This window comes from Paraburkholderia fungorum (genome assembly GCF_046027605.1).
In the GTDB taxonomy this organism is placed as follows: Bacteria; Pseudomonadota; Gammaproteobacteria; order Burkholderiales; family Burkholderiaceae; genus Paraburkholderia; species Paraburkholderia fungorum_F.
Genome location: NZ_JAQQEF010000027.1, coordinates 1 through 16801, shown reverse-complemented (window position 1 = coordinate 16801; position 16801 = coordinate 1). Strand labels below are relative to the sequence as shown.

13 protein-coding genes are annotated in these 16801 nt (G+C 62.3%); 3 read left to right on the top strand and 10 right to left on the bottom strand.

The window, feature by feature from the left end:
* Nucleotides 1–31: 31 nt before the first annotated feature.
* Nucleotides 32–3214, bottom strand: coding sequence for an efflux RND transporter permease subunit (locus tag PQR53_RS31350; RefSeq protein WP_408462984.1), 3183 nt, complete (start codon nucleotides 3212–3214; stop codon nucleotides 32–34).
* A 416-nt stretch (nucleotides 3215–3630) separates the two neighbouring features.
* Here PQR53_RS31350 and PQR53_RS31345 point away from each other — a divergent pair, with 416 nt between their 5' ends.
* Both PQR53_RS31345 and PQR53_RS31340 read left to right on the top strand, forming a co-directional pair.
* Entirely contained in the window at nucleotides 3631–3843 is a 213-nt protein-coding gene (locus PQR53_RS31345) for a hypothetical protein (protein ID WP_035554043.1), read from the top strand.
* Between the two features lie 101 nt (nucleotides 3844–3944).
* Nucleotides 3945–4973 (top strand): serine/threonine protein kinase, encoded by a 1029-nt coding sequence (locus tag PQR53_RS31340; RefSeq protein ID WP_408462981.1) that lies wholly within the window; start codon nucleotides 3945–3947, stop codon nucleotides 4971–4973.
* Nucleotides 4974–4985: 12 nt separating this feature from the next.
* On the opposite strand, the gene PQR53_RS31335 is transcribed toward PQR53_RS31340, so the two are convergent.
* Nucleotides 4986–6887, bottom strand: a complete 1902-nt coding sequence (locus PQR53_RS31335) for a DUF3857 domain-containing transglutaminase family protein (RefSeq protein WP_408462978.1) — start codon at nucleotides 6885–6887, stop codon at nucleotides 4986–4988.
* 331 nt (nucleotides 6888–7218) lie between these two features.
* On the opposite strand from PQR53_RS31335, the gene PQR53_RS31330 reads away from it, so the two are divergent.
* Nucleotides 7219–7959, top strand: a complete 741-nt coding sequence (locus PQR53_RS31330; RefSeq protein WP_408463162.1) for a PepSY-associated TM helix domain-containing protein — start codon at nucleotides 7219–7221, stop codon at nucleotides 7957–7959.
* A gap of 661 nt (nucleotides 7960–8620) precedes the next feature.
* On the opposite strand, the gene PQR53_RS31325 is transcribed toward PQR53_RS31330, so the two are convergent.
* The 8 genes from PQR53_RS31325 to PQR53_RS31290 form a co-directional block, all read right to left on the bottom strand.
* Nucleotides 8621–8863, bottom strand: a complete 243-nt coding sequence (locus PQR53_RS31325) for a hypothetical protein (RefSeq protein WP_408462976.1) — start codon at nucleotides 8861–8863, stop codon at nucleotides 8621–8623.
* Nucleotides 8856–9878: an XdhC family protein gene (locus tag PQR53_RS31320; protein ID WP_408462974.1), complete on the bottom strand. Its 1023-nt coding sequence runs from the start codon at nucleotides 9876–9878 to the stop codon at nucleotides 8856–8858. Before PQR53_RS31320 ends, PQR53_RS31325 begins: the two co-directional genes overlap by 8 nt.
* Entirely contained in the window at nucleotides 9851–10447 is a 597-nt protein-coding gene (locus PQR53_RS31315) for an SRPBCC family protein (RefSeq protein ID WP_408462971.1), read from the bottom strand. The genes PQR53_RS31320 and PQR53_RS31315 overlap by 28 nt, the downstream gene beginning before the upstream one ends.
* A complete protein-coding gene (locus tag PQR53_RS31310; protein ID WP_408462968.1) occupies nucleotides 10438–11715 on the bottom strand; it encodes a vWA domain-containing protein in 1278 nt (425 codons plus the stop codon). Before PQR53_RS31310 ends, PQR53_RS31315 begins: the two co-directional genes overlap by 10 nt.
* On the bottom strand, nucleotides 11712–12599 hold the full coding sequence (locus PQR53_RS31305; protein WP_408462966.1) for an AAA family ATPase: 888 nt from the start codon (nucleotides 12597–12599) through the stop codon (nucleotides 11712–11714). Before PQR53_RS31305 ends, PQR53_RS31310 begins: the two co-directional genes overlap by 4 nt.
* A 107-nt stretch (nucleotides 12600–12706) precedes the next feature.
* Nucleotides 12707–13504: an FAD binding domain-containing protein gene (locus PQR53_RS31300; RefSeq protein ID WP_408462964.1), complete on the bottom strand. Its 798-nt coding sequence runs from the start codon at nucleotides 13502–13504 to the stop codon at nucleotides 12707–12709.
* A gap of 22 nt (nucleotides 13505–13526) precedes the next feature.
* On the bottom strand, nucleotides 13527–15923 hold the full coding sequence (locus PQR53_RS31295) for a xanthine dehydrogenase family protein molybdopterin-binding subunit (RefSeq protein WP_408462961.1): 2397 nt from the start codon (nucleotides 15921–15923) through the stop codon (nucleotides 13527–13529).
* Nucleotides 15924–15933: 10 nt separating this feature from the next.
* Entirely contained in the window at nucleotides 15934–16461 is a 528-nt protein-coding gene (locus tag PQR53_RS31290) for a (2Fe-2S)-binding protein (RefSeq protein WP_408462959.1), read from the bottom strand.
* Nucleotides 16462–16801: the final 340 nt, after the last annotated feature.

Below are 16801 nucleotides of genomic sequence, written 5' to 3'. Positions count from 1 at the left end.
GTGTTTCGTACTGTGTGTCGTGCGCTGGCCGTCATGGCTTTTGCACCACGTGCTCGGCCGCTCGCTGGCGCCGCGCGGCAAGCCGGCGATAGATCATCGAAAACACCACGGGCACGAAGATTAGCGTAGCCAACGTGCCGACCGTCAAACCGCCGATCACCGCGCGCCCGAGCGGTGCATTCTGCTCGCCGCCTTCGCCGAGACCGATGGCCATCGGCACCATGCCGATCACCATCGCGAGGGCCGTCATCAGCACCGGACGGAAACGCGTGACGCCCGCCTCGATCGCGGCACGTGTCGCGTCGCCGTGTTCGAGCAACTGTTCACGCGCGAAACTGATCACGAGAATCGAGTTCGCGGTGGCGATGCCGATACACATGATCGCGCCGGTCAGCGCCGGAATCGACAGCGTGGTGTGTGTGAGAAACAGCATCCACACGATGCCTGCCAGCGCGCCCGGCAGCGCGGTAATGATGATGAACGGATCGAGCCACGACTGGAAATTCACCACGATCAACAGATACACCAGCAGGATCGCGAACACGAGACCGGTGAACAGACCCGAGAACGAATCGTTCATCGTCTGCACCTGGCCGCGCACCTCGATGCTTGAGCCTTTCGGGAGATCGGCCTTGCTGTCGTCGATGATCTTGCGGATGTCGTCGGATACACCGCCGAGATCGCGGCCGTCCGCGGTGCCGAAAATGTCGATGGTGGTTTGTGCGTTGTAGTGCGTGAGCACCGCATTGCCCGCCTGGCGTTTCATCGTGGCGAGCGAGCCGAGGATATTGCTGCGGCCGTTCGCGTTCAGTGGAATGTTCGCGAGCGATTGCAGCGAATCGATCGTGTATTGCGGTGCCTCCGTGATCACGTTGTAGCTGACGCCGTTGCGCGGATTGAGCCAGAAGGTCGGCGTGGTCTGCTGGCTGCCGGACAGCGTAATCAGCAGATTGCTCGCGATGTCGCGTTGCGAAAAGCCGGCCTGCTGGGCGCGCGTGCGGTCCACGTCGATAAAGATGCGTGGCAAATCGGCGGGCTGCTGGATGCGCGCATCGGCGAGACCCGGCACTGTGCGCAAGCGATTCAGCAACTGCGCGGCGAACACGCGATTGCCGGCGACGTCACGTCCGACGATCTGAATATCGATCGGCGAGGGCATGCCGAAGTTGAGGGTCTGACTGACGATATCCGCGGGCAGGAAGGCGAACTGCACGCCGGGGAATTCGTCGGTGAGCGTTCGGCGCAGCGTGCGCACGTAGTCCGCGCTCGGATGATGATCGGGATTCAGCGTGATGAGGATGTCCGAATCCGAGGTGCCGATCGTGCCGGTGTTGCTGTACGAGAGGTTGATGCCCGAGACCGGCAAGCCGATATTGTCGATCAGCGAATGCAACTCGGCCGGCGGTATCAACTGACGAATGCGCGTATCGACGCGATCGGTCACCACCGCGGTCTCCTCGACCCGCATGCCGGTTTTGGCACGCAGATGCAGCGCGATCGTCCCCGCATCGACTGCCGGAAAGAAGTCACGGCCGAGAAACGGCATCAGCAGCATCGAGGCACCGCAGCAGACCAGAAACAGTGTCACGAACAGACCCGGGCGCGCCACCCGCGCTTCGAGAAAAACGCGGTAGCGCTCGCGAAAACGCGCGAAGCCGCCCTCGAACGCATAGTGCACGCGCATGAACGGATTGCGCGTTTGCTGTGGCGCGTGGTGCAGATCCGCCGGCTTGTGGTGATAGCGCAGCAGATACTTGGCGAGCGTCGGGACCAGCGTACGCGAGAAGAAGTAGGACGCCAGCATCGCGAACACCACGGCTTCGGCGAGCGGAATGAACAGATAGTGCGCGACGCCCGTCAGCAGAAACATGGGCACGAACACGATGCAGATGGATAGCGTCGACACCAAGGTAGGAATCGCGATCTGATGCGCGCCGTCGAGAATCGCCTGCTCCAGCGTCTTGCCTTGCTCCAGCTGATGGCTGATGTTTTCGATTGCCACGGTCGCGTCGTCGACCAGAATGCCGACCGCGAGTGCGAGCCCACCCAACGTCATGATGTTGATGGTTTCGCCGAGCATCGACAGTGCAATGATCGAGGTGATCATCGACAACGGAATCGACACGGCGATGATCAGCGTCGCGCGCCAGTTACCGAGGAACAGCAGAATCATCAGGCCAGTCAGGCACGCGGCGATCAGCGCCTCGCGCAGGACGCCCTGCACGGATGCACGCACGAACAGCGACTGATCAGCGACCGGATCGATGTTCAGCGAAGCCGGCACGAGATTGCGCAGCGTCGGCATCATCGTCTTGATACGGTCGACGATGTCGAGCGTGGACGTGTTGCCGCTTTTGTTGATGGTCAGCAACGCGGCACGCTGGCCGTTCACGCGCACGATGTTGGTCTGCGGCTGGAAACCGTCGCGTACGTGAGCGACGTCGCGAATATAAACGGTGCCGTTGGCGGTGGATTTGATCGGAATGTTATTGAGGCCCTCCAGCGAATCCGGACTGCCGTTCATCTCCACCGAATATTCGGTCGAGCCGATTTTCGCCGTACCCGAAGGCAGGATCAGATTCTGTGCGGTGACGGCGTTGACCACGTCCATCGGCGACAGATTGCGCTCCTGCAGCTTGCGCGAATCGATATCGACCATGATCTGCCGCTGCTTGCCGCCATACGGCAGGGGCGCCGATGCGCCCGGCACGGTGGCGAGCTGCGTCTTCAGAAAGTTGTTGCCGAAGTCGAACAGCTCCTGCTCGGTGAGCGAAGCGGACGACAGCGCGAGGCGCAGGATCGGCACCGTCGACGCGTTGTAGCGCAGGATATTCGGCGGCGTGATGCCGGGCGGCAACGAGCGCAATTGCGTCTGTGACAGCGCGGTGACTTCGGCCAGCGCCTCGTCGATGTTCGCGTGTGGCTGAAAAAAGATCTTCACCACCGCGATCCCGTTCAGCGAAGTCGACTCGGTGTGTTCGATATCGTTGACCGCGGTCGACAGTCCGCGCTCGTAGTTGAGCACGATGCGCCGTTCCATCTCGTCGGCGGGCAGGCCGTTGTACGACCAGATCACCGAGAGCACCGGAATGTCGATATTGGGGAAGATGTCGGTGGGGGTGCGCAAAATCGTCAACGGACCGACGATCAGCAAAAGCAGGGCCAGCACGACAAACGTATAAGGGCGCCGCAGCGCCAGACGGACAATCCACATGGGTCAGTGGGGCCGATGAAAGCCGAAGCCGGCGGCGCGGTGCGCGCCGCGGCTAAAGAGCGTGCCACGGTGGCGGCCGGCCGGCACGATGATGGGATTAATGGAGGTGTTCTGGCGGTCCATGATTTTGATATATCGCCCCGGCTGGGTTTATGATGGTCTCGTTACGACGCTTTATGCCCAGATCATCGGCCCAGCGCGCTGTAATGGGAATAGGGCGAAACGACGGGTCGACAACCTTGAGTTCGCCTCTTCCACGGCCCCGCAACACGGGAACAATGACTCGAACCTTTCACGCGTCATACGCGCAGCAGATTGGGTGCGTACGCAACGTTATCGGCGAAGCGGCGCTTTTATCATCACCTTGACCGGCGCGGAAACCATAAAGCCGGCTATGGGAGAAACGGGGAAACATCATGCAAATCGGTTCCATTGTCCGATCGGTGCATATCGCCGTGCCGCAAGGCGCGCGCGGGATTGTCATGCGCATTCTCGGCGACATGGCCATGGTGGCCTGGTATGCCGGCGAGCCCGGCACGTCGGAGCATCTCAACACTGAACCCTTTTTCCTTGAAGATCTGATCGATACAGGCGAGCAGGTGCGCCCGTCGAGCGCGCAGGTGCATTGAAGCCGATTTGTGAGTCCGTTTCATGGCTGTTGCAGGTGACTGTAAGCCGCAAGTGAGCCGGCGCCCTCGTCTTTGACGGCGGCGCGGCGCACAATGCGGGCATGAACGACGACATTCTCGACCCACAGGACGGCGCCGATAGCGCCGTACCTTTCGCCCGGCTCAAGCCGGAAATCGTGCTCGACGCGCTCGACAGCGTGCTCAGCAGCGTCGGCGTGTACACCGACGGACGCATGCTGCCGCTCAACAGCTACGAGAACCGCGTGTACCAGGTGGGCGTGGAAGACGGTCCGCCGGTGGTCGCCAAGTTCTACCGTCCCGAGCGTTGGACCGACGCCGCCATTCTCGAAGAACATGCCTTTGTCGCCGATCTTGCCGCGCTTGAGATTCCGGCGGTGCCGGCGCGTGTTTTCGAAGGCCGCACGCTGCATACCTTCGACGGTTTCCGCTTCTCGATCTTCGAGCGCCGCGGCGGACGCGCGCCTGATCTCGACCGGCGCGATACGCTCGAATGGCTGGGGCGGTTTATTGGCCGCATCCATGCGGTGGGCCAGACGCAGAACTACGTCGAGCGTCCCACACTTGACATCAACACGTTCGGCTACGAGCCGCGCGATTTCCTCCTGTCACACAGCTTCGTGCCCGACGACGTGCGGACTGCGTGGAAAACCGTGATCAATCTCGCGCTTGAGGGCGTCGAACGCGCCTTCGAGCGTGCCGGCGAGATTCGCATGCTGCGGATGCACGGTGATTGCCATCCGAGCAATGTGTTGTGGACCGACGCGGGCCCGCATTTCGTCGACTTCGACGATAGCCGCATGGGTCCGGCGGTGCAGGATTTGTGGCTGCTGTTGCCGGGCGAGCGCGCCGAAGCTTCGCGTGCGCTGGCGGATCTGCTCGCCGGTTACGAAGACTTCTGCGACTTCGAGCCGCGCGAACTGTATCTCGTCGAAGCGTTGCGCACGTTGCGGCTGATTCACTACCAGGCGTGGCTCGCGCGCCGCTGGGACGACCCGGCCTTTCCCGCGGCGTTTCCGTGGTTCAACACGCAGCGCTATTGGGAAGACCGCATCCTCGAAATGCGCGAGCAGCTCGGCGCGATGGAGGAAGGGCCGCTCTGGCCGGTTTGAGTGTGAGCGCTTCTACGGCGCCTGCGACGCCACACTCGACGATTCCACCAGCGTCGATTTAACAATCACTTCGGCGCGCACGTCGCGCCCGATCGCTTCGATCGCGGGACGCATCTGCGCGAAATCGTCGGGCGTGCAGACTTCGCTATCGAAATGGGTGGCGCCGTCGCGCGTCATCGTCACGACGTTGCTGAGCGGATCGAACGTGTACTGCGACTGAAAATCGATGAAGCGGTCTTGTGTACGCTTCGCTTCAGGCATGTCCTGCACGTGGAAATTTGGCGGCAGTTCAATGCGCGCGCGTTCATGCAACGTCAGGTTGTGACAGACGAAAGGCTGCGTGCGCCGCCGTTCGCCGAGCCAATAGCGGGTGTCCGCCTCGAAGCCGCCGGCCAGACTCGTCAGGGCTGGAATCGATGCCGCGGCGCCCGGCACCACGAGACTTTCGAGCGTGCCATTCATGGTGATCGTCAGCGGGCCGTCGGCGACGGCGAGGTCGCTGGTGGTCAGCGTGGCGGTGCCACGCAGATTGGCGGCGCGTAATTCCGCCTGGATCGAGTCCTCACGTTGCGCCGGCGTCTGGGTGCGCAACATCGCGCGGGCCTGTTCGGCCGAGGCGCCCGATGCTTCCAGCCGATACGTGAAACTCGCCGAGCCATCCGGCTCGACCTTGATCGACAGGTCGGTGCTGCGCGTCATCGATGCGGTGGCCGGCGTTTGCGCGACCAAGCCCTGATTGACGAGCACGGTAGGCCGGTTCATATCGGACGAGGGCAGCAAGCCGAATTCGACATTCGACGCCGTCGAGTCGGCGTATTGCTGCAAATCCGGCAGCCACGTGATGGCGTGATTGATGACGCCGTAGCCCGGTACGCTCGGCAGCGTATAGATCGAGCCGCTGCTGATCAGGGCCGGCTCGTTGCGGATGCCGACCGCGTCGAGCAGCGCGCCATATAACGCGACGTGATCCTTGCAGTCGCCGTAACGATTCGCGAGGATCGCGCTTGCGCTGTGCGGTACCACCGAACCGCGCCCGACGTAGATCGCCACATAGCGGACGTTGCGGCGCACCCAGTCGTACAGCGTCTTGGCTTTGTCGCGCGGCGTGTGGTCACGCGCCGTGAGGGTTTGCGCGAGACGCGTGACGGCGGCGTCGCGTGTGCTCGAGTCGGCGGCGGATGCCCTGTAGCTGGCGGCGAAGGCAGCGTAGTCCGGAAAGGTCGAGACCATTAGCCGGTCGCCGTACGATACGTACGCAATCGAGCCGCGCTCCAGGCGGCTGAAATGCGCCTTGTCGTAGCGATATTCGTAGCGTGTGCGGCCGTCGCGCGTGACCGGTTGCAGCGTGGTGAAGCCGCGCGCATCGGCATAGAGCGGCTTGTCGGCGGGCAGGTCGTAGATGAGACGAAAGTTGTGGGTCGGCGCGAGATCGGGCGGCGTGAAGTCGCTGAATTCGCCCGGCACGATCGGCTGTTTTTGCGTCTTGCGATAGGTGAGATGCACGCGGGCGCCGGGCTCGACGGCGGGGAACACGATCACCTTTTCCTGAATGTCCTGAAACATCGGCGCGTCGAACGAGCGGGCTTCCTGCACGTCACGGATCTGCTCGGGCTGCACGTCGTGACGCACGCCGTCCGCGGTGATCGTGTACGCCTCGATGATCTGTACGTCTGCCATGTTGCGGTTGAACCAGACGTATTGCTGCGCGACCCGTGCGACGCCAGCTTCGTTGTTCACGCGCAGGGTCATCGAATCAAGCTTGGCGAAGGAGCCGTCGGCGTTAACGGTGAAGGTCTGCGTTTCGCCTTCGTTGGTATAGGGATCGTCCAGCTTGGCCGCGATGCTTGCGCTCGCGGCGTGGATGGCGGCAAGCCAGCCGATCGAGGCAAGACATAGCAAAGAAGAGAGGCGCATGGCGGGCAGGTATCCGGAACGGCAACGTTGACGGGATCGCCAGCTAGAGTCGGATTGCGCCGCCCGGATGTCAAGCGGATGCCACGCATTGCAATTGAGCAAATGCCCTAACTATGTAATGATAGCCATTCTCAATTGAAAGGTATCGCCAGCTTTCTGTCACATTTCTCCTCCTCTGTGACTGCCAGCCAGCCTTTCAGCTGGACGGCCTGGACCGCAAGCCGGGTCGTCCGGCCCTTCCTTTCGACACTTCTCTTTACCGCTGGCGTGAGCGTGTGCGTTGTTATCGCTCGCTGGCGAGGGTTTAACTTGCTGCGCCTGGAGCCTGGATGTGAACGCGCCTGATTCGATCGACATGAAGCCTGCTGCTGGTGGCGGCACGCAGTACGCCGCTCACACGCCGGGGCGGGGTCATCATTTGATGGACGACGCGGAGCAGGCGGCGCGGCGCCAGCGTTCGCGGCGGGCGAATTTCATCAAGTGGTTGCGCAAGGTGCATGGATGGGTTGGGTTGTGGGGCGCGGTGCTGGGCTTGATGTTTGGCGTGACCGGCTTTTTGCTGAACCATCGGGGCGGACCGTTGAAGGTATCGTCGGGCGAGCCGCAGGTCGAGGAGATGCAGATTCCCGTACCGGAGAAGAAGCTGGTTTCGCCGATGGAGATGGTGAAGTGGCTTAAGGGCGAGTTGAAGATTGACGGCAAGCCGGGGCGGGTAAAGCGCGAGCCGGCGCATGCGGTGGCGTGGGGCGATCGCAGCGCGATGCAGCCGGAGTTTTGGCAGGTCGGAATTTTTGGGCCGACGCAGAATGTGCAGGCTGAGTATTGGGTAGGGAATGGGTTTGTGGCGGTGAAACGCACGCAGAACTCGTTTCTCACGACGATGAATAATTTGCATCGCGGGGTGGGGTTGAGTGTCGGATGGGTTTTGTTGATCGATACGATTGCCGGTGGGATGATTTTGTTGTCGTTGACGGGTGTTTTATTGTGGACCGAACTGAATAAGCGGCGCGTTGTGGGGGTGGTTCTGGTTGGCGGCTCAGTGGTTGCCGCTGTGGTTTGTGGGTTAATTTAAATAAAGGGTTTGGGCTGCGCGTGCTTTGGTTGTCTGGTTGCCTATGGCGTTGGCCTTTCCTTGAATTGTTATTGGTGTATTAGCGTCGCCCCTGTGCGGGGCGGGCACCTACTTTTCTTTGCCTGCCGCAAAGAAAAGTAGGCAAAAGAAAGCGGCTCAAACCGCTAATTCTTAAGCGGGTCCCCCGCACAGTGACGGTTGTGGTGCATCTGGAATCCGTGTCCTCGCGCATTCAGCGTGAGTGACAAAGCACTCATACTTCCCGCCTCGCCCTCCGTGCTCGCCGGAAGGGATAATCATGCAAACCAGTGGCTTCGTCTGGACGCGGCGGGGGCCATCGGCTTCGCCTCGGCGAAATGCTGAATGAACCGAATTACACGAATTACACGAATTACACGAATTGCGTGAATTGCTCGAATGACCCGAATGACCCGAATAAATCGACTAAGTTGATAAGCTCGAATGGGGCTCGAATGGGGCTCGAATGGGGCTCGAATGGAGCTCGAATGGAGCGTGAGCGCGGAACGCGGCAATTGGGTTTGAGAAATGCGTTTCGGCGCGCGCAGCGTCGCCGGAAGAATGACGCCTTTGTCACTTAGGCCGAATGCGCGAGGGCACAGATTCCATATGCACCACTACCGTGGCTGTGCGGGGGACCCGCTTAAGAATTAGCGGTTTGAGCCGCTTTCTTTTGCCTACTTTTCTTTGCGGCAGGCAAAGAAAAGTAGGTGCCTGCCCCGCACAGGGGCGACGCTAATAGACCAATAAGAAAACAAGGAAAGGCCCACACCATAAAAGCACAGACAAGAAGCGCCGCGTAGGCAAACAAAATCAAGCAAACCCCAACGCCGCAGGCAAAAAACAGACAACAAGCGCCGCGCAGGCAAAAAACAAAATCAAACACTACAAGCCGCATCTCCAGAAGCCAAAATCTCCCGCGCGGCCTTAGCGCCCTCAACCTGTAATAAAGTCGGCAACGAAACCCCATTCTTAGCCGCCGTCACCTCGGCAAGAATCGAAACCGCAATTTCAGGCGGCGTCCGGCTGCCAATATAAATCCCAACCGGCCCGTGCAACCGGGCCAACTCCGCATCGTTCAGATCGAACTCCTTCAACCGCTCGCGACGGGCCTGATTATTCCTTCTCGATCCCAAAGCACCCACATAAAAAGCCGGCGTCTTCAACGCCTCCATCAAAGCAAGATCATCCAGCTTGGGATCGTGCGTCAGCGCAATCACCGCGCACCGCTCGTCCAGCTTCATCTCGATCACCGTGTCGTCGGGCATCGTCCGCACGATCTTCGTGCCGGGAATGTTCCACTCCTCTGTGTACTCCTCGCGTGGATCGCAGACCGTGACCTGATAATCGAGCCCGACCGCGATCTGGCACAGATAGCGCGACAACTGCCCCGCGCCAATCACCAGCATCCGGTAGCGCGGGCCGTGAATCGTCAGCAGATGTTCACCGTCGAAATGCACGCCGTCTGTCGCCTGCGCGGCATCAAGTCGCACCGCGCCCGTCACCATGTCGACTTCGCGTGCCACCAGACGGCCGTCCTCCACCGCATTGCACAGATCGGCAATGCCGCTCTGCGGTGTCAACGGCTCCAGCACGAGCTGGATCGTGCCGCCGCAAGGCAAGCCGAAGCGATGCGCTTCTTCCGCTGAAATGCCGTACTTCACCGCCTCCGGGCGAGTCTGTTCGATACCCCTTTGGCGCACGCGATCGATCAGGTCGTCTTCGATGCAGCCACCCGATACCGAACCCACCACCAATCCGTCGTCACGCACCGCGAGCATCGCGCCCTCGGGACGCGGCGACGAGCCCCACGTCTTCACCACCGTCACCAGTAGCGCGCGATGTCCCTCTTCCAGCCAACGTGCGCTGGATTTCAGGACTTCGAGATCCACGCTGTCCATGATTTCTTCCTCTTCGTTCCGTCACCGCCGGACTCAGTGTCCGCGGCCTCATTCAATCCTGTATTCTGCCCTGCTGCGTCGGCGGCTGCAGCGTCGCTGTCCTCCGGGGCCGTGGCTTCATCAGCGGCGCCGCCGACCTGCGCGCCGAAGCGCTTGAAAAATTCGCCCGCGATTTTGCGCGCCGCGCCGTCGACGAGCCGCGATCCAATCTGTGCAAGCTTGCCGCCGACCTGCGCGGTCGCGGTGTACGTGAGCGTCGTGGCGGTCTCACCCTCGGGTACGAGCGTGACGCGCGCATTGCCCTTGCCGAAGCCCGCCGCGCCACCCTGACCCTCGAAAACAATCGTGTAAGTGTTCGGCGCCTCGATGTCGGTCAGCAGCATACGCCCCTTGAAGCGCGCCTTCACCGGACCGACCGATGCGCTCAGCACCACCGCGTACGCATTCTCGCCATCCGGGTCGATGCTCTCGCAACCGGGAATGCAGGCGCGCAGGATTCCGGTGTCGTTCAGCGCATCCCACGCGCGCTGCTGCGAAACCGGCAGCGTATGGGTTTCACTCAATTCCATGGTATTGCTCCTGCGGTGGTCCTGGCACGTCCGGTGAGACGAGGCGCGCGTGTGAGTTGCGCGAGATCGCGGCCGAACGCCGTCAGACTGTCCAGGTTATGAACGGGACGATGCGCGTCAACATACGGCAGGATTGCCTGCACGCCGCGCGCTTTGGGAGAAAAGCCGCTGAAACGCAGCAGCGGGTTGAGCCACACGATCCGGTATGCGAAGCGGCGCAGGCGGGCCATTTCGGTGTCGAGCATATCGATCGCTTCATGATCGAGGCCGTCGGTGACGAGCAACACCGTCGCTCTGCCGGTCAGTACGCGACGTGCCCAGCGTCGGTTGAATTCGGCGAGTGCCGCACCGATTCGCGTGCCACCCGACCAATCGACAACCTGATCGGTCAGCGCCGCGATAGCCACGTCGGGATCGCGCTCGCGCAGCGCACGCGTTGCATTGGTGAGACGCGTGCCGAACAGAAACACCTGCAGGCGCTCACGTGATTGCAGCAGCGCGTGGCAGAAGTACAGCACCGCGCGCGAATAGCTGCTCATCGAGCCGGAGATATCGAGCAGCAAGACCAACGGCGGTTTGCGTTCCACCGCCGCGCGATACTTCCACACCGTCCAGTCGCCGCCCGCGCGCACCGCTTGCCGCGCGCTCGCGCGCAAGTCCGCATGCGTGCCGTGCGAGGCCGCCTTCAGGCGGCGCGTCGGTTCGGTGGCAAGCGGCAGACGCTGGCCGCGGATCAGATGCCGCAACGTGCGCCATTCATCAGCGGAAAGTGTTTCGAAATCGCGATGACGCAGCCGCTCTTCAGCACTGAAGGTGACGTGCGCATGCAGCTCGTGCTGTTCCGTTTGTTGCGGCGCCTTGCGATGCGGCGAGGGCGGCGTGCGCATGGCAAGCGCGTCGGCGAGACGGTTGTTGCGTTTGGGTGGCGGCAGCCCATCGCGGACTTTCGGCAGCAGCAGCGCGCGCAGCTTGCCTTCCCAATCCGGGTCGCGCCAGAACAGGTCGAAGGCGGCGTTGAAGAGTTCGCGTTCGTCCGGCGCGCAGACCAGGAGCGTGGCGAGCGCGGCGCGTACATCGTCGCGCCGGCCGAGGTCGATCCAGTGCAACGCGGCGAGTGCGTCGACGGCTTGCGCCGGCGACATCGGCAAGCCCGCGCCGCGCAGCACCCGCACGAAATGCACGACGTTGCGGGCCAATGTCGGCGTGTCGGCCGACGTGTCCGTCGTGTCCGTCGTGTCGACGGAGGGGGGCGTCGAGCGAGCACTCATCCCGGCGCCGCGAGACATTGTGCGATCTGCGCGGCATCGATGCGCGCCAGATCGTCCTGATACTTGAGCAGCACACCCAAGGTGTTCTGCACCGATTGCGGATCGAGTTCCGTCACCGACAGCGCTTCCAACGCGCGGCACCAGTCGATCGTTTCGGCGATGCCGGGCGCCTTGAACAGATCCATTCCACGCAACCGATGCACGAAATCGACCGCGCGCCGTTGCAATTCCGCCGAAGTCTGCGGTGCCCGCGCGGCGACGATTTCCAGTTCACGATCGCGCTCGGGATAGCCGATCCATTGATATAGGCAACGGCGTTTCAACGCGTCGTGTACTTCGCGGGTCCGGTTCGACGTCATCACGACCAGCGGCGGCTGCGTCGCGCGCACTGTGCCGTACTCGGGAATCGATACCTGGAAGTCCGAAAGCAATTCGAGCAGGAACGCTTCGAACGGTTCGTCGGCGCGGTCGATCTCGTCGATCAGCAGCACGCGCCGCGCGCCCGGATGATTTTCGTCGGGCATCAGCGCTTGCAGCAGCGGACGCTTCAGCAGGAATTCGCTGCGATAGAGTGTGTCATTGCCGGGCCGCTCACCGGCGGCCTCGGCCAGACGCAGTGCCATGATCTGACGTGGGTAATCCCATTCGTAGAGCGCGCTGGCGGTGTCGAGTCCCTCGTAGCATTGCAGTCGCAGCATCGAGGTCCCGAGCATCCCCGCCGCGGCTTTGGCGAGTTCGGTCTTGCCGACGCCCGGCTCGCCTTCGACGAACAACGGCCGCTCCATGCGCAGTGCGAGATACAACGCGGTGGCGAGCTCGCGGCTGGCAAAGTAGCTTTGGGCGGCGAGTTGAGCGAGAGTGTCGTCGATTGAAGCGGGCTGCATGGTGTTCCTGAATCTGCACGTGGAGAGCAAAGCGGCACGGCCGCGAAACGTTGCAGCCGTGCCGCGCCAACGCGCGTCACCACGTCAGCCGAAAACCACAAGAATCGCTAACCGTTCGCCTTCGTCACCGCTCGCGCGGCCAGCACCGGAATCAGATGAGCGCGATATTCGGCGCTTGCGTGCATGTCGGTGTTCAGATCGGCGTCGGACACGGTCACTGCTCGCGCGGCGTCGGGCGTGAAATTCGCCGATAGCGCGCTTTCCAGTTCCGGCACGCGAAAGACCGCCGACGCCGCGCCGGTCACCGCGACGCGCACGCCACTCGCGAACTTCGCGATGAACACGCCGACCAATGCAAAGTGCGAAGCCGGGTTGCGGAATTTCTCGTAGGCCGCGCGCTCGGGTACCGGAAACTCCACGGCGACGATCAGCTCGTCGGGGGCCAACGCGGTCTCATACATGCCGACGAAGAAATCGCTCGATGCAATCCGTCTCCTGTCCGTGACGATCGTCGCGTCCAAGGCCATTGCCGCGGCCGGATAGCAGGCGGCCGGATCGTTGTTCGCGAGCGAGCCGCCAATGGTGCCAAGCGCGCGCACCTGACGATCGCCAATGTGCGCGGCCAGATCCGCGAGCGCCGGCAACACGCGCCGAAGCTCCGAGTGATCCGCGACGTCCGCGTGACAAACGGCCGCACCGATCGTCACTGACTTTGCGTCGACGGTGATCGCTTTGAGCGCGGGAATGCGCGTCACGTCGATGAGTTGCGAAGGCTGCGCGAGACGCAGACGCATGGTCGGCAACAGGCTTTGGCCGCCGGCCAGAAACTTCGCGTCGCTGTCGGCGGTGAGGGCTGCGGCGGCCGCTTTCGGATCCGTCGCGCGTTGATACTCGAATGAATACATGTCGAATGCTCCGCTCAGGATCTCAGTGGGGTTGCTTGGCGTTTGAACTCGCGGCGTGAATCGCGGACCACACGCGATGCGGCGTCGCCGGCATTTGCAGGTCGGTCACGCCGAGCGGTGCGAGCGCGTCGAGGATCGCATTGATGACCGCCGGTGGCGAGCCGATCGCGCCTGCCTCGCCGCAACCTTTCACACCAAGCGGATTGTGCGTGCACGGCGTGCCCTTCACGGTTTCGACGGTGAAGTTCGGCAGATCGGACGCATGCGGCATCGCGTAGTCCATGTAGGAGCCGGACAGCAACTGGCCACTTTCGTTGTCGTACACGCAGCGTTCCAGCATCGCCTGACCGATGCCCTGAGCGAGTCCGCCGTGCACCTGGCCCTCGACGATCATCGGGTTGATCACGTTGCCGAAATCGTCGACCGCGGTGAACTGCTGGATGCGGCACACGCCCGTGTCGGGATCGACCTCGATTTCGCAGATATACGCGCCGGAGGGATACGTGAAGTTGGTCGGATCGTAAAACGCGCTTTCTTCGAGACCCGGTTCGAGCACGTCGAGCGGATAGTTGTGCGGCACATACGCCGCGAGCGAGATGTCGGCGAACGCTTTGGTGCGATCGGTGCCCGCGACGCGGAACACGCCGTCCTTGAACTCGATGTCTTCCGCTGCGGCTTCCAGCAGATGCGCGGCGATTTTCTTGGCCTTGGTTTCGATCTTGTCCAACGCCTTCATGATCGCCGAGCCGCCGACCGCGATCGAGCGCGAGCCATACGTGCCCATGCCGAACGGAATGCGGCCGGTGTCCCCGTGAACGATCTCGACGCTTTCCAGCGCAATGCCGAGCCGGTCCGCGACCACTTGCGCGAAGGTTGTCTCGTGCCCCTGACCGTGACTGTGCGAGCCGGTGAACACGGTGACGGAACCCGTCGGATGCACACGGATCTGGCCGACTTCGAAGAGCCCGGCACGTGCGCCGAGTGCGCCGGCGATGTTCGACGGGGCCAACCCGCACGCTTCGATGTAACACGAGTAGCCGAGGCCGCGGCGCTTGCCGTTCTTCTCGGATTCCTGCCTGCGCGCTTCGAAGCCTTTCACGTCCGCGAGTTCGAGCGAGCGTGCGAGGATGGTTTCGTAGTCGCCGGTGTCGTAAGTGAGGCCGACTGGGGTGGCATACGGAAACTCGCGGATGAAATTGCGGCGACGGATTTCCGCGGGGTCGAGTTTCATCTCGCGCGCCGCGGTTTCGACCAGGCGCTCGACCACGTACGTCGCTTCGGGACGGCCTGCGCCGCGGTAGGCATCGACCGGCACGGTGTTGGTGAAGACTGCTTTCACCTCGGCGTAGATGGCGGGCGTCGTGTACTGGCCGGCGAGCAGCGTGGCGTACAGGATGGTCGGCACGCTCGACGCGAAGGTCGACAGATACGCGCCCATGTTGGCGATCGTATGGATGCGCATCGCGAGGAATTTGCCGTCGGCGTCCATTGCCAGTTCGGCTTTGGTCACGTGATCGCGGCCGTGCGCGTCGGACACGAAAGCTTCCGAGCGCTCGGCGGTCCATTTGATCGGACGACGAATCTTCTTCGACGCCCACGTCAGCGCGACGTCTTCGGCGTACAGGAAGATCTTCGACCCGAAGCCGCCGCCGACGTCCGGCGCGATGACGCGCAGTTTCGATTCCGGCAGCGACAACACGAACGCGGCCATCAACAGGCGTTCCACGTGCGGATTCTGGTTTGCGACGTAGAGCGTGTAGCTGTCGTCCTGCACCGAGTAGCTCGCGTTGACCGCGCGCGGCTCGATGGCGTTCGGGATCAGGCGGTTATTGACGATGTCGAGCGTGGTGACATGTGCGGCTTTGGCGAAGGCGGCGTCGGTCGCGGCTTTGTCGCCGTGGCCCCAGTTGTAACAGACGTTGTCCGGCACTTCGTCGTGAACCGCGGCCTGGCCTGGATCGGCCGCGTGAGCGGTGTCGACCACGGCCGGCAGCACGTCGTAATCGACCTCGATCAGTTCGGCGGCGTCTTTGGCGGCCTTGATCGAATCGGCGATGACGAGCGCGACCTGATCGCCGACGTGGCGCACTTTTGTATGCGCAATGATCGGATGAGGCGGCTCGTTCATCGGCTTGCCATCGGTACTGTGGATCAGCCAGCCGCACGGCAGGCCGCCGACGTTGTCAGCGGCCATGTCCGCGCCGGTGAAGATCGCGATCACGCCGGGCGACTGTTTGGCCGCGGCCGTGTCGATGCTGTTGATTTTTGCGTGCGCGTGCGGTGAGCGCAGGAAGACCGCGCAGGTTTGCTGCGGCAGGACGATGTCGTCGGTGTACTGACCGTTGCCGGTGAGGAACCGATAGTCTTCCTTACGTTCGACGGAGGCGCCGATCAGGTGATGGGTTTCGGGTGCGTTCATCGTCGTCTCCTCAGGCGGTAACTGGCGCGGTGGCTGCGGCCGGGTTCGCGGGGGCGTTGGTCGTGCCGGAGGATTTCATGCTTTCTGCGCCTTCGAGCACTGCTTTGACGATGTTGTGATATCCCGTACAGCGGCACAGGTTGCCGTCGAGTTGGGCGCGCACCTCGTCGCCGGTGAGATTAGGCTGACGTTCGACGAGTGAGACCGCGCTCATGACCATGCCGGGCGTACAGAAACCGCACTGCAGGCCGTGGCAGTGTTTGAAGGCGGCTTGCATCGGGTGCAGGGCACCGTCTTTGGCGAGTCCTTCGATGGTGGTGATGTGGGCGCCTTCGGCCTGGACTGCGAGGATGTTGCAGGATTTGATCGCGCGGCCGTTCAGGTGGATGGTGCACGCGCCGCACTGGGCGGTGTCGCAGCCGATGTGCGTGCCTGTGAGGCGAAGTTGATCGCGCAGGAACTGAACAAGCAGGGTGCCAGGGTCGATTGAGGCGCTGATGGGCGCGCCGTTCACCGTCAGACTGATGCTGATCGCCATGAAGTTGTCTCCTTATGGGGTGAGACCGGACCTTTTTCTTGCCTTCGGCTGCCTGTTCGTGAGGTCCGATGAGGGTGATGCTGGTTTACGGCTTTTTATGGGTCTGCCGAAAAGTAAAGCACAAATTGGGTGGGGGCGCTATTAGGTTGTGCCTGCGGCGCTGGGATTTGGTTGGTCTTTTGCCTGCGCGGCGATTGTTTCTGTTTGCCTACGGCGTTGGCCTTTGGTTGGTCTTTTGCCTGCGTGGCGCTTGCTTGTCTGGTTGCCTATGGCGTTGGCCTTTCCTTGAATGGATATTGGTGTATTAGCGTCGCCCCTGTGCGGGGCGGGCACCTACTTT